The 14,664-nt window shown below is 43.7% G+C and carries 10 protein-coding genes; 9 read left to right on the forward strand and 1 reads right to left on the reverse strand.

The window, feature by feature from the left end:
* Positions 1-4: 4 nt before the first annotated feature.
* The 5 genes from mltG (at position 5) to H509_RS0109115 (ending at position 7,735) form a co-directional block, all read left to right on the forward strand.
* Positions 5-1,054, forward strand: coding sequence for an endolytic transglycosylase MltG (mltG, locus tag H509_RS0109095; protein WP_028544813.1), 1,050 nt, complete (start codon positions 5-7; stop codon positions 1,052-1,054).
* A 13-nt stretch (positions 1,055-1,067) separates the two neighbouring features.
* On the forward strand, positions 1,068-2,003 hold the full coding sequence (locus tag H509_RS0109100) for a peptidase U32 family protein (RefSeq protein WP_028544814.1): 936 nt from the start codon (positions 1,068-1,070) through the stop codon (positions 2,001-2,003).
* Positions 2,004-2,021: 18 nt separating this feature from the next.
* The gene (locus tag H509_RS0109105; protein ID WP_028544815.1) at positions 2,022-3,365 is read left to right on the forward strand and encodes a peptidase U32 family protein; all 1,344 of its coding nucleotides are present in this window, start codon (positions 2,022-2,024) and stop codon (positions 3,363-3,365) included.
* Between the two features lie 240 nt (positions 3,366-3,605).
* Positions 3,606-5,726, forward strand: coding sequence for a methyl-accepting chemotaxis protein (locus H509_RS24765; RefSeq protein WP_245596012.1), 2,121 nt, complete (start codon positions 3,606-3,608; stop codon positions 5,724-5,726).
* Between the two features lie 197 nt (positions 5,727-5,923).
* Positions 5,924-7,735 (forward strand): peptidoglycan D,D-transpeptidase FtsI family protein, encoded by a 1,812-nt coding sequence (locus H509_RS0109115; RefSeq protein ID WP_028544816.1) that lies wholly within the window; start codon positions 5,924-5,926, stop codon positions 7,733-7,735.
* A gap of 71 nt (positions 7,736-7,806) precedes the next feature.
* Here the strand turns inward: H509_RS0109115 and ytvI are convergent, their stop codons facing one another.
* Positions 7,807-8,931 carry a sporulation integral membrane protein YtvI gene (gene ytvI, locus H509_RS0109120; RefSeq protein ID WP_028544817.1) on the reverse strand — a complete coding sequence of 375 codons (1,125 nt, stop codon included), beginning with the start codon at positions 8,929-8,931 and terminating at the stop codon, positions 7,807-7,809.
* A 152-nt stretch (positions 8,932-9,083) separates the two neighbouring features.
* On the opposite strand from ytvI, the gene H509_RS24770 reads away from it, so the two are divergent.
* The 4 genes from H509_RS24770 (at position 9,084) to opp4C (ending at position 14,664) form a co-directional block, all read left to right on the forward strand.
* A complete protein-coding gene (locus H509_RS24770; RefSeq protein WP_051286914.1) occupies positions 9,084-10,448 on the forward strand; it encodes a polysaccharide deacetylase family protein in 1,365 nt (454 codons plus the stop codon).
* A gap of 501 nt (positions 10,449-10,949) precedes the next feature.
* Entirely contained in the window at positions 10,950-12,689 is a 1,740-nt protein-coding gene (locus H509_RS0109130; RefSeq protein ID WP_028544818.1) for an ABC transporter substrate-binding protein, read from the forward strand.
* 82 nt (positions 12,690-12,771) lie between these two features.
* A complete protein-coding gene (locus H509_RS0109135) occupies positions 12,772-13,728 on the forward strand; it encodes an ABC transporter permease (protein ID WP_028544819.1) in 957 nt (318 codons plus the stop codon).
* 15 nt (positions 13,729-13,743) lie between these two features.
* Positions 13,744-14,664, forward strand: coding sequence for an oligopeptide ABC transporter permease (gene opp4C / locus H509_RS0109140; protein WP_028544820.1), 921 nt, complete (start codon positions 13,744-13,746; stop codon positions 14,662-14,664).

Consider the following 14,664-nt stretch of genomic DNA (forward strand, 5'->3'; position numbering starts at 1 on the left):
TGTCATGAGGAAAGGGTTTAAAATTGCACTTGTGGTCTTCATTTTGTTAACACTGCTTGCAGGAGGAGGCGTGTGGTATGTTTGGAATGGCATGCAGCCCGTTGCTAAGCAGGATCAAGCTGTTGAGGTATTGATTGAGCGCGGATCAGGAACAGGCGCCATTGCAGAACAGTTGGAGAAAAACGGTATTATTAAGAACGCTGCCTTATTTAAAGTGTATTTAAAAATGAATGGTGAAGGCTCCAAATTTATGGCTGGGAAATATGTATTTCAACCAGGGGTAAACTATGAGGATATCATCGCAAGCTTAAATAGTGGTAACGTCGTTAAGGATGAAATGGTTCGGTTTACGATTCCAGAGGGGTACACGGTAGAACAGATTGCTCTGGAGTTAAGCAGTAAAGGAATCGTTGAACAGTCTGATTTTATGAACGCAATAGATGATGCTGCTGCTCATGCAGAGAGACTGCCGTTCCAAATGAAGCTTCCAAAGGATACGAATATTAAGCATTCACTTGAAGGCTATTTGTTCCCAGAAACGTATGAGATGAAAAAAGGAAGCACCGCTGAACAAATTGTAGATCGTATGCTCCAGGAGACGGAGAAAAAGATTACACAACTGACCAACTGGGAAGCCGATATGAAGCAGAAAGGGCTAACGCTTCATGAGTTGCTCACTGTGGCTTCTCTTGTGGAACGAGAGGTCGTCGTTGATGAAGAACGGCCAATCGTCGCGGGCGTTATTTATAATCGCATTTTCATAGAGAAAATGCCTCTTCAGATCGATGCTACCGTCCAGTATGCGCTGGACAAGCCTAAGGAACGGCTGTATTATAAGGATTTGGAAATTGACAGTCCATATAACACCTATAAAATAGCGGGGCTGCCGCCAGGACCGATTGCAAGCCCAAGTATCGCTTCAATTGAGGCGGCGCTGCATCCTGAGACAACTGAATTTCTCTATTATGTAACCAAGAAAGACGGCACACAGTCTCATTTATTTGCAAAGACTTATGCAGAACATTTGCGTAACATTGAGAAAAGTAAACAGTAAAGTGGTGAGTATGATGACAACTAAACCTGAACTGCTCATAACTGCAGGCTCGCTGGAGGAAGTCGAGCGATTTCTGAAGGCGGGTGCAACGGCGGTTATTGTCGGCGAATCAATATATGGCATGCGTATGCCAGGTCAGATGACACTTGCGGATATTGAATTGGCAATGCCAATCGTGCGTAAGTATCACGCCAAACTGTACGTAGCTGTGAACAATATTTTGCATAATGATGCCTTAAAGGATCTTCCCGCATACCTGACAGCCATTGAACGTATTGGGGTTGATGCCGTTATTTATGGAGACCCTGCCGTATTAATGACGATCAGAAGCTCTGCACCAAGCTTAAAGCTGCATTGGAACGCGGAGATGACATCGACGAATTATGCGACAGCCCGTTATTGGCAAAAACGTGGTTCGAGCCGTATTGTATTGGCTCGTGAACTGAATATGGAACAGGTATTGGAAATGAAGCAGTATTTGCCTGACATGGAAGTAGAAGTGCAAGTGCACGGTATGACCAATATATATCATTCAAAGCGTCATCTTGTTCAGCACTATTTACGTCATACTGGACAGGAAGAAGAGACGGCAAAAGTGGGACGGGATCGTAAATTGTTCCTGATTGAGCAGGAGCGTCAGGAGGAGAAATTTCCTGTCTATGAGGACGAGAACGGGACTCATATTATGAGTTCTGATGATATGTGTATTCTTGAGGATCTAAAGCTGCTGTTGGATGCAGGGCTGGACAGTTTCAAAATTGAAGGTTTGTTTAAGTCCGCTGCTTACAATGAAGAGGTCATTCGTGTGTATCGTGAAGCAATAGATGCATATGCGGCAGATCCATCCGGATATGCGTTCCGTCCTGAATGGATGGAGCGTATTCGTCTAGTGCAAGATCCTGAACGGGAGCTGTCGTTTGGCTTTTTCTATAAAGAACAGATGTATTAAGAGGGGGGCGTGAAGCAGATGACAAACACAACCAACACTAGAATACGTAAATATAACGGCAAACGGAATCGTCTCGACAAGCCTGAGCTGCTCGCACCCGCCGGTAACCTGGAGAAACTGAAGTTTGCGGTTCACTATGGAGCCGATGCCGTATACATCGGGGGCCAGAAATATGGTTTGCGCTCAAATGCGGACAACTTTACGTTTGAGGAAATGCGTGAAGGTGTACAATTTGCTAAAAAATATGGGGCTAAAGTGTTTGTAGCTACGAACATTTACGCCCATAATGAAGATATTGCAGGTATTGAAGCGTATTTGCTTAAACTGCAAGAAGTCGGAATCGCTGCAATTATTGCAGCAGATCCTGTCATTATCGAGACGGCACAGCGTGTCGCTCCACTTCTTGAAGTTCACGTTAGTACGCAGCAATCGATTGCGAACTGGCAGACGGTGCAGTTCTGGAAAGAAGAAGGTGCGCCACGTGTCGTGCTGGCACGTGAGACGAGTATGGACGAGATTGCAGAGATGAAAGCGCACGTAGATGTTGAAATTGAAGCTTTTATTCATGGTGCAATGTGCTCGTCCTATTCAGGCCGCTGTACGCTGTCGAATCACTTCACGGACCGTGATTCGAATCGCGGCGGCTGCTGTCAGTCGTGCCGTTGGAAGTATGATCTGTTTGAGGACGATCGACCTGACCTGACAAAGCTAGTCAGTGAAGAGGAGGCAGCTCAGGAGCCTGCTTTGCAACCCTTTAAACTAGGAGTTACACAGCTCCCATTGTTCCAGGAACAACAAAACCAATTTACAATGAGTTCAAAAGACTTGTGTATGATTGGGCACCTTCCAGATTTGGTTGACGTGGGTGTGGATAGCTTTAAGATAGAGGGTCGTATGAAGTCTATTCATTACGTGGCAACTGTAGTAAATGTGTACAGACAAGCTATTGATTCGTACATGGCTGACCCTGATCATTATCAATTAAAGCCAGAGTGGATTGAGGAAATGAACAAGGCAGCAAACCGGCCTGTCAACACCGGCTTTTTCTATGAAGAACCGGACCATGAAGACCATATTTACGAACCAGAAGAAAAGGCTGCGCCTTATGACTTTGCTGGACTCGTAGTGGATTATGATGCGGATACTTGCATGGCTACCATTCAGCAGCGCAATCATTTTAAACCAGGAGCAGAAATTGAATTTTTTGGTCCTAACGGAACGTTCTTTAAACAGACTGTGGGACAGATTTGGGATACAGATGGCAATGAGTTGGATGCAGCCAGACATCCATTGCAGCTTATTCGTATGAAAGTGGAGCAGCCTGTCCATTATTTCGATATGATGCGTAAAAAAAACCGTTAAGCAAAGCAGCGAGTGTGCGCAGCATAGATATTTGCACATCGTATAGATGTTTTTCCCCTTGCCTTATAGGCGAGGGGTTTTTAGTATAAAGTCATAGCTTGGACTAAAATACGATCTTTTAAAAAGGATGAAAAGAAAGTATAAGCGCTCAAAAGGATTTAAAATGAATATGTCGAACTATATACCTAGGCCTAATGACATAAGTTTTAAATATTTATACATATAGGGTGGTGTGTGGCAATGAATTGGAGAAAGAGAAAAGAGACAACTGTAACTCCATCTAACGGTGTCCCGCAGCAACCAACAGCGCTGGCTGCAAGAAATCCGTTTCATTCGGTGGGGATGAAGTTATTTACGTTGTTCCTCGTCAGTATAACGGTTCTTGTAGGGGGAATTGGGGGATTCTCTTATGACCGCGCTCAAGCAACGATTCAAGAGCAGGTATCGTTATCTCAAGTTCAAACGGTTCAGCAAGCAGGCGAAAAATTGGATCTTTTATTCCAGAACAACATGGAGTTAACCAATCAAATTTTATTTGATCAGGATACGCAGAAATTGTTGACAGAAGCGTATAACACAAAAGAGAGCGATCAGTATGAGTTGTTCCAGCTCTCAAAGGACATTGAAAATAAGCTTCGTTCTTACGTTTTTGCAAACCATTCCTTATTTGGAATTTATTTAATCCCAATTGATAAGGAACATGCTACGATTTATTCTTCGGGAGTATCCACTACAACAATGGCAGACGAGCGCAACAAACCTTGGTTTGACGCGACTCTTAAACTTTCAGGCAACGTCAACTGGATTCCGTCATCTAAGCGCGGGTTATCAGGCCAAAGTCCAAAGGAAACATATGCACTGGCCAGAGTAGTTAAAAATATTAATACGAGTCAGTCCATGTATGTGATGGTTATGGAAGTATATGTGCAGACTTTGCAAGAGCAGTTGAAATGGGATAAAAGTAGTGGTGGGTTTGCTCAGATTGTGGACGGGGCAGGAAAAGTGGTACTGGCTAACGATCTCCAATTAATTGGTCAGGAGCCACAGCTTCGTTTGGATGTAACAAAAGACAAGAGTGTTGACTATCGTATAGTAGCTAACACATCTGGCGAGGATCAACTAGGTACCTATTATGTCTCACCTGTTACGGGATGGACGATAAATGGATTTACGCCGATGGGAGAATTGCTTAAGGGTACAGCTTCCATTCGAAACGTAACGTTGATTTCCATCGTTGTGGCGATCATTGTCGCCCTCTTGCTAGGTTGGTACGTAATGAGAAGAATTGGCAAGCCGCTACAGCGATTACGGGATCTGATGGAAGAAGGGGCTCAAGGCAAATTAGGGCTTCAGATGAATCATCGCTCAAAAGATGAGATCGGGCAGTTATCGGTCAGCTTTAATACGATGATGTCCCGAATTTCGGAGCTTGTACAGCGTACGGAACAATCTGCACAAGCTGTACTGGCTACAGCTTCGCGTCTAGGAGAAGCTTCGCGCCTGACAGCGAGTTCGGCGAAGGAGATCGCAGTTGCAACCGAAGAGATTGCAAACGGCGCTACGAGCTTGGCAGTTGAAGCAGAGCGCAGCAACCATTGGACAGAGAGCACCTCACAAAAAATGTTAAACGTTATTGAAATGAACGTAGATATGTATACGGCTGCAACAGAGGTTCAAGCTGCGAGTCAACGCGGTACACATTATATGGTTGAACTTAACCATAAGACGGAGACGACCGAGACGATGATTCGTTCGCTCGTTTCTAAAGTGGATGCGTTAAAGGAGAGCACACTTTCCGTTCGTAAAATTTTGGAATTGCTAACGCAGATGACCAAGCAAACAAACATTTTGTCGCTAAATGCAGCCATTGAAGCGGCGCGTGCTGGTGCAGCAGGCAAAGGGTTCATGGTAGTAGCGGACGAAATACGCAGTCTTGCCGACCAGTCTAAACAGTCAATCGAGGTAGTTGGACAAATTTTGGAGAGTATACAACGAGAAGTAAATGAAACTGTAATGATGCTTGGTGATGCGTATCCGATATTTAAGGAACAATTAGAAGCCGTAAAAGAAGCAGACCATATTTTCCATACAGTGGAGGATCAGATGGTTCAGTTATTTACGAAGCTTGATTATGCAACGGCTGGTGTGAATGAACTGGATGAATCCCAACGTATTTTGACAGAAGCGATGTCTAATGTAAGTGCAGTAGCGGAGGAATCATCTGCAACCTCAGAAGAAGTTGCATCGTTAAGTAATGAACAGATGACCGTGTCTGCAAGACTAGTCGACCTTTCAAATGAGCTGGAGCAAGTATCAGATCAATTGATGCAGCAATTGGATCAGTTTACGATGGAGCGTTAACAAAGTAATATGAAACAATAATATATTATATAAGTAAAAGCATTCCTTCTTGCGAGGGGTGCTTTTTTTGTGGAGAATCGTACATTTCATTCGGTAATGGCAGGGATAATATAAGGCTGATTAAAAGTAGATCTCGTTGACGATACTACTAAGTGAGTCATTGTATTCACTAGTAGAGCGGCGGGGATGTGATAGAGATGCGGGTTAAAGTAGAACTACAAAGGTGGAAACGGATCAGTGTGGTCACGATGCTGATTTCAGGCATATTACTTTTTTATAGTTTGCGGTTGGCGTGGTTGCAATTTATCGGTCCTAATAGGCCGCTGCCCCATGATCCGCATTCTCTTATCACACAGTCGGTTATTCAGCGAGAGCGCGGAATCGTGCTTGATGATGGTAGAGGGCGTATTGTAGACCGGAATGGGGTCATGATTACCGGACGATCTTCACATGTACTCGTATTGTTTCCGCTCAAGCGACAAGCGATGTCTATGGGTGCAGTACATACGTTGGCCCAACTGTTAAAAATAGAAGAAGCCGTACTTTATGAACGGTGGTTGAATATAAGCGAACCTATCTTATGGAAAGATCCAAATGATATTAAGCGTCCCTATCCTTTGAGCGAAGAGGATCAAAACTTCATTTCTCAACAAAATTGGAACGGAGTGCGTATTCTACCATACGTAGAGCCCTATCCTTGGCATGAGCAAACTCCGCATTGGATAGGGTATACAAGCGAGGCTAAGCCTACAATTGGAGCATCGACGGACAACGGTTTGCAACCTTCCTGGTCCTATGTGAAACGTATAGGGACGGCGGGCCTCGAACGATCGCTGGAGCCCCTGTTAGCTGGCCTTGGGCCAGTAACGTACGTCCATTATATGGATGCTGCAAGCAGACCGCTGCATGGACTGGATATAAGGGTTCGCCAACCAAGCAATCCATATTATCCGTTGCAAGTAGTCACAACGGTTGACATGGAGCTTCAGCGTTCTATCCAGGATATGATGCTTCAGCACGGGGTTACAAAAGGCGCAGCAGTTGTGCTTGATACGAATACGCGAGATGTAGTGGCGATGGTGTCCTTACCCCGTTATAATCCAAATCATCTCGATCCGGACGGAGAGCAATGGAACAATCAAGCAATCCAGGCGATTACACCAGGTTCTGTGTTCAAGCTTGTCATTGCGGCAGCTGCACTTGAAGAAGGGATAACGAATTTGCATGAACAGTTTCATTGTGATGGTGCTTATTCTAAATACGGGCTGTCATGCTGGAAGCATGAGGGTCACGGGACACTTATGCTAGCAGAAGCTGTTGCAGATTCGTGTAACGTTGTCTTTGCTGAGTTGGGTGAAAGATTACAAGGTAAACAAATTCAACGTTATGCGGAAAAAATGGGTTTAATAAAACCTGTTGGGATGCAGTCGAGCGACGGCTTTGGTCACGAGTCGTTGAAACACTTTGAAGGAGAACAGTCGGGTCGTGTATTTGTAAAACAAGCGGGGGGTGTATACAAGACGGATGGTGGCATCAGGGCACAGACAGGCATCGGACAGCGTGATGTCAGAATTACGCCACTCGCTGCTGCTAACTTGATGGTCACTTTGCTGAAGGGCGGAATATTCGGGCATCCCCGTCTCGTGGAGCGAATTGAAGATGCCAAGGGCAGTGCGCTTGTTTCATTTGCGAGTGAAGCACGATTAGAGCGGACCCTTCAATCTTCAACAGCAGACAGGCTGCTGCAATGGATGAAACAGACGGTTGTGGCTGGGACTGGAAAATCGTTGCAGCATCGCAGCTGGGTACTTGCTGGCAAGAGTGGAACGGCGCAGGCATCTGCTTACGGATTGGATAAACTGAACTCGTGGTTTGTAGGTTACGGGCCAGTAAATCATCCTCAATATGCGGTTGCAGTTGTATCCATTGGAGAGAAACAACAGTCAGAGCATCGTGCCACTCAAGTGTTTGGGGATATTATGGACGAACTGGCGCGAAGGGACAAATAAAGGGCGACTTACCTGTGACAGGTAACCGCCCTTTAAGCTTGTCAACATATTAGGTAAAACGTTTATGCCAATCAGGATTTGTCCTCATCAAGTGTTGGTGCTAAAGGGTGAGATTGAATCTCTTCGGCTGGAAAACGAATCCAGCGTGTTAAGTAGCCTTGATCCATCAAAGCTTTGATTAAAATTAGCAGCACAGGTGATAATATTAAACCCGCTACGCCAAACAAAGATAACGAAATAATCATAAACGACAGCATCGTAAAGGCGGACACACCCAATGAATCCCCTGTGATCTTGGGCTCCAAAATTTGACGCGTGAGCAAGACGATACCTAACACTACAGTGAGCCATATCGCAAGTGACGTGTTGCCAATCACAAACAAGTAAACGATCCAAGGTACAAAGATGACAGGTACACCTAGTATGGGCAAAATATCGAAAAATGCCGATAGCAGGGAAATCGAAAATGCATTACTGACATTTAGCAAAATCAACGAAATAAAAATGGTGCAAAATGAGATCGAGATCAACTTAAACTGTGACTTAAGGTAGCTGCCGATCCCGCGGAACACATTGTCCTTTAAAAAGTTAAAAGCTTCTTTAAACGTTCGAGGTGTTTTGTCATTAGCCAAACGTTTCCATGAGTCAATTTCGGTACTGAGGAAATATGCTAGGACGATCGCAATACCAAAATTAACGATAAATGTAGACAACGATGCAACATGGCGGACTACCCAGCTTAAAAATGATGTTGCCCATTCTTCTCCTGTTTTTGCAAAATCGGAAATATAGGTGCTTATACGTGCACTCACATCTGGTGGTAATGATTCATACTTATGTTGTAAGAAAATAATCAGCTTGCCGGACTCTTTAATAATCATGTCGCGGTACTTAGGCAATTGACCGATCAGGTCACTGATCTGCTGTGTAAATATAATACCGGCCCCGAGCATTGTCCCTAAAATAACAAGAACAAATAACATAACCGAAAGAGCAGAAGCTATAGATTTCTTCATTCCGCGACGATGCAGAAAAGCTGCAAACGGCTCAATGATCAAGTAGATCACAAAAGCAAGAAAGATAGGGGCTGCAATGGCATACAGATTACTGAAGGCAAGCATGATCAAGTATACGGTTAGTACAATAAGCCCGATGTCAAAAGCAGTGCGCCAATATTTGCGATAAAAGGCGAGCATAGTGGGTGACTCCTTTTCCTAGTGGGGATTTTCTGTAAACAGGCACAGTTTATTCATCATTGTACACGATATCGAAATCATATGCCTATTCTTTTGGGGGATATGTTACAATATAAATAAACATAACGTTATCACGAAACGGGGAAATACGGATGGAAGTCTTATTGTTGTGGACATTTTATATCCTGACGTTTTATGCGTTTCTCCCAGGCGTGTTCAGCCGTCTTTTTGGATTCCGTGTATTCCAGAAAGGGAAGTCGGATCGTGAGTTAGCTCTCACTTTTGACGATGGCCCTGATCCTGTATATACGGTACAGTTACTTGATCTGCTGAAGGAATATCAGGCGAAAGCCACTTTTTTTGTTGTTGGTATCCATGCAGAGCAGCATCCCGAGCTCATCAAGCGTATGCATGATGAAGGACATTTAATCGGTATTCATAATTATATTCATAAGACTAATTGGCTGATGCGACCCGCAACGGTAAAACGTCACATCAAGAAGACCTCGGATATTATCGAGGCAATCACAGGGAAACCCGCCATTTATTATCGCCCACCGTGGGGTATTGTTAATTTATTTGATTTCGGTAATCTTGGCCATATTCAGATTATATTATGGTCTGTGTTATTTGGAGATTGGCGGAAGAAGTTGGGGGCAGAACGTTTGTACAAGCGGATGTCCAAGCGCTGCCGCGGCGGGGAAGTGCTGCTCCTGCACGATTGTGGACTAACGTTTGGAGCGGACAGGGAAGCTCCTGCCGAGATGCTAATTGCCCTGCAACGCTTCCTGGAGGATGCGAAGGCAAAGGAACTTCGTTGCGTACGTGTAGATGAATTAATGCGTGTCACAGATATAGAGAAGACGAAGAATCCTTCCTGGATGAAGCAAATGGTCGTAAAGTTATGGCTAGGATACGAGAAATTGTTCCACATATTTTTCGGTCTTAAAACAACCAATGAGACAAGTCCCGTATTCCATTTCCGAATTCGCCCTTATCATGGCGAAGCGCTGCAACTGGATGACGGTGTCGTCTTGAATCATGAGGATATGATTTTGGAGCTCCACTTTGATAACAAGCGTTTGTATGACATCGGGAAACGTTCGCGAAGCTCCATGCAGCTTGCTATTCATATGATTCGTGATGTTGAACGTACATTACCGGAGATTGCAGAGTATTTGCAAGCTAGAGAAGAGCTTTGTCAAGAAGTGAAGGCGCTGTATGGAGTCAGCTTTATGCATCGTGGGCCTGAGCAATTTGGCTTTACGATTCGAGAACTGCCGAAAGGCTTATTCTCATGGATGACTCAGAAATATTTGAGAGTGCTGATGAGAGTTATACATCCGCTTGGTCAAAGTAGATTGAAGCAGCAATCCAATCAACTCGTACCTAAGACAATTATTATGTCTAAAGAAACGTTATTAACCCGATATGGACATTGTTTTGCATATGAAACGAGTGAATCAGGCATTCACCGAGGTGATCATGCAGTAAGCAAAGCACCTCATGTGATGTGAAAAGAGGGTATATAATTATTTTCATACAGTCCTGCGTTCTGTAAATTTGAGGAATTGCGGGACTGTTTTTATTTTTAAATGTCGTTATGCAAAAGTTATGCAAGTAAATGCGATGTTTTCATATGCACATACATAGAGGACATGTCCAAGTGAATGTCCCTATATGGAGGACAAATGTCCGTGTATACTAGGAAAAGTTAGATATTGTCAGCATAATCTGGTGGGATCTGGATATGTTAATATTGTCGATGATAAAAAAAACTTATCGAATCATTATGAATTTATTTTAATATAAAGCTGACAAAGGGATTTACAAATACATAATTATAAAGTAGTATTATGAAAAATATTCGTTTCCTACTTATGTCCCACCTGTCGAATATCTCATTTTGACCAGTGTTCTATAAGTAATAAACGAACGATCCCTTTAATCTTGTTTGAGATTATAGGTATGCATGTTTGTAAGTAAATATAAATAAAAACGATTAGGGGGCAATTGTTGTGAAGAAAAGATTACTCACTGTACTGAGCCTTGTACTGGCATTCTCGCTCGTATTGACTGCATGCGGCGGCGGCGATTCTGCTGAGGGCAACAAGACTCCTGATTCCGGTCAAACTGATTCCGGAAAAGAAACAACTGGCGAAGGCGAATTGGTAACAGAAGGTGTTATTCCTGCTCCAGACGCAAGCTTGAACCCTGAAGCTGCTGTGAACCGCAAGGATACAGCTATTCTTGGTATTACAGATCCATCCGGTATCTTCAACCCGTTGTACGCTGAATCAACTTATGATGTATACCTCGTAGAATCCATTTTTGCACAGCTGCTTACTATCAATAAGGATGGTACATTCTCACCATTCATGGCAGATTATAAAGTATCTGACGACAACAAGACTTTTACATTTACACTAAAAGATGCGAAGTTCAGCGATGGCAAACCTGTTACTGCTGAAGACGTAGCGTTTACAATTACAGCATTGTATGACAAAGACTATGACGGTCCTTCCGATGTTATGCAATACGCACCATTGGTTGGCGCGAAAGAATATAAAGAAGGTAAAGCGACTTCAATCGCGGGTATTAAAGTTATCGATCCGAAGACGATTGAATTCACTAATACCGAAGTTAAAGTATTGGCTTTGAATGTATTCGGTGGTACAGGTATTTTGCCTAAGCACGTATATGGCGCAGCTTACAAACAAGGCAACATGAGCGGCATGAAAGATTTGTTCGCGAAGCCTGTAGGTGCTGGTGCGTACAAGCTTGAGAAGTATCTTCCAGGTCAAGAAGTGCGTTTGGTAGCAAATGAGAACTACTTCATGGGCGCACCTAAGATCAAAAACTTGATCTACAAAACAACTACTGAAGAAACAAGAATGCAATTGCTGCAAACAGGTGAAACAGACTTTGATGATCCTTCCGTATCCAAAGATCAAATGGAAGAAATCAAAAACATCGGATTCTTGGATTCCGTGTTGAACCCAACTAACGGCTATGGTTACATCGCATTTAACAACAAAGATCCTAAATTTGCTGACAAAAAAGTCCGTCAAGCATTGACTTTCGGCTTGGATCGTAAGCAAATCGTTGACACTGTGTACCAAGGATACGCAGATGTGGTAAACATCCCACAATCCAAAGTATCATGGGCATATACAGATGAAGTTGAAAAGTATGAATTTAACCTTGATAAAGCAAAAACGTTGCTTGACGAAGCAGGTTGGAAAGTTGGCGCTGACGGTATCCGTGAAAAAGACGGTAAGAAGTTCAAAATCAACTTCTCCGCTACTACACCTAACGTCGTAAACGAAGCGATCATTCCAATCGCTCAAAAGAACTACAAAGATTTGGGCATCGAATTTGTAGCTGACCAAATGGACTTTAACGCAATGCTTGACAAGTACAACAAAGGCAACTACGACATGTTGTTCTTGGCAGCTGGCTTAACACCAGACCCACAAGATAGCGAAGGAACGTTCCGTACAGGCGGTTCCCAAAACAAAACAGGATACAGCAACCCTAAAGTGGATGAATTGCTCAAAAAATCAGGCTCTACTTTAGACGTTGAAGAACGTAAAGGCATCTTTAAAGAAATTTACCAACAAATTAACGAAGACTTGCCGATGATGTTTGTGTACCAACGTCGTGATTTGTTCACAATCAACCACCGTATCCAAGGTTTCGATATTTCTCCTTACCGTCGCTTTACTAATGATTTGGCGACTATCCAAATTCAATAAAATTGGTACAAGTTAGGATACCTAATGCTCAGCCACGCCACGGCTGGGCATTTGGGTTTATATAAAGCAAGGAGGAATATTTATGAAACAGTACGCAATACGGCGCATTTTACAGATTATTCCGACGATCATCGGCGTATCTATCGTATTGTTTGGTGTGTTTGCTATGGCGCCAGGTAACTTCGTTGATTCCAAGCAAACGATATCAGACGCTCGTAAAGCAGAGCTAAAAGAAAAGTTCGGCTTGGACAAGCCGGTTCATGAAAGATATTTTATTTGGGCTAAAAATACGATCCAAGGTGACTTGGGGATGTCCACACAGCATCAGCAACCGGTTACAACGGTTATGAATCGTTACATGTGGAATTCCTTTATTATCGCTGCAATTGTACTCGTGCTAAGTTGGACGATTGCTATATTTGTTGGCGTATACTCTGCGATCAGGCAATATTCATTCTTTGATGGTATTATTACCTTCCTTGTTTTTGCGTTGATGTCCTTACCTTCCTTCTTTATCGGTCTATTAGCGATCAAGTTCTTTGCGGTCGATATGAAATGGGCGCCAGTAGGCGGAATGTATACAACGGGTAGCAACGCGACTGGAATGGCTAAAGTATGGGATTTGGTTCAGCATATGTGGCTGCCTGTATCCGTGCTTACAGCACTTAGTGTGGGTGGTCTGACACGCTACTTCCGGACAAGTATGCTGGAGGTTGTACGTCAGGATTACATTCGTACTGCTCGTGCCAAAGGTGTAAAACCAAGTACAGTTATATTTAAGCATGCGCTTCGTAATGCTTTGCTTCCAGCAATCACTCTCCTTGGAATGGAGATTCCTGCACTGTTCTCAGGTGCGATGATTACGGAACAAGTGTTTAACTGGCCTGGTATTGGTAAAATAAATTTGGCCGCACTTCAGTCACGTGATTACTTCTTGTTGATGGGCTTTACGATGTTCTTGGCAGCGTTGACGCTTGTCGGTAACTTCGTGTCCGATATGCTCTACCGCATTGCTGACCCGCGTGTCCGCATGAAATAGAAAGGGGAATGAATAGTGGCTCAAGCAGTAGATACAACGTCGACTAACGCAGAAATGCCAAAGACAAAACCAGCTTCCCCGTGGACGCTAGCATTTCGGCAGCTGCGCAGAAATAAAATTGCAATGTCTGGTCTTATCGTTATTATTATGATGTTTTTAATTTGTTTTGTCGGTCCGTTTTTGTCTCCGTATTCTTTAGAGACGATGTCCGGGCCTAGCAACAAGGGGCCATCCGCATCGCATTGGTTAGGTACAGATAAGCTAGGGCGCGATATTTTACTGCGTGTTATGCTTGCAGGACGGATCTCGTTGCTAGTAGGCCTTGTGGCAATGATGGTATCGGTGGCTATCGGCAGTACACTTGGAGCATTAGCGGGGTATTACCGCGGGTGGGTCGATACGATCATAATGCGGTTTGCGGATATTATGTTGTCTATTCCTGCTTTGCCGCTCCTGATTATACTTGGAGCTGTATTGTCGGATATTCAGGTTCCGCCAGACCAACGGATATATTTAGTTATGTTCTTGCTTGGATTTATGAGTTGGCCAGGCTTGGCCCGTCTTGTAAGGGGACAAATACTGACTCTGCGGGAGCAAGAGTTTATGCAGGCAGCAGAAGTGCTTGGGTTACGTGATAAACGTAAAATTTTCCGTCACCTGATTCCAAATACAATTCCGATTATAATAGTGGTAGCAACATTATCTGTTGCGGGTGCGATTTTGATGGAGTCTGTTCTTAGCTACCTCGGTATTGGGGTTGTGCCGCCTACACCATCTTGGGGGAACATGATTTCCGCAGCCAACAACTTGATAGACTTTAAGAAACGACCTTGGTTATGGATTCCACCTGGGGTATGTATTTTTATGACGGTTATTGCAATTAACGTTATTGGTGACGGCTTGCGTGACGCACTCGATCCGAAAATGAAGAAGTAG

The organism is Paenibacillus taiwanensis DSM 18679 (genome assembly GCF_000425125.1).
Classification (GTDB): domain Bacteria; phylum Bacillota; class Bacilli; order Paenibacillales; family Paenibacillaceae; genus Paenibacillus_B; species Paenibacillus_B taiwanensis.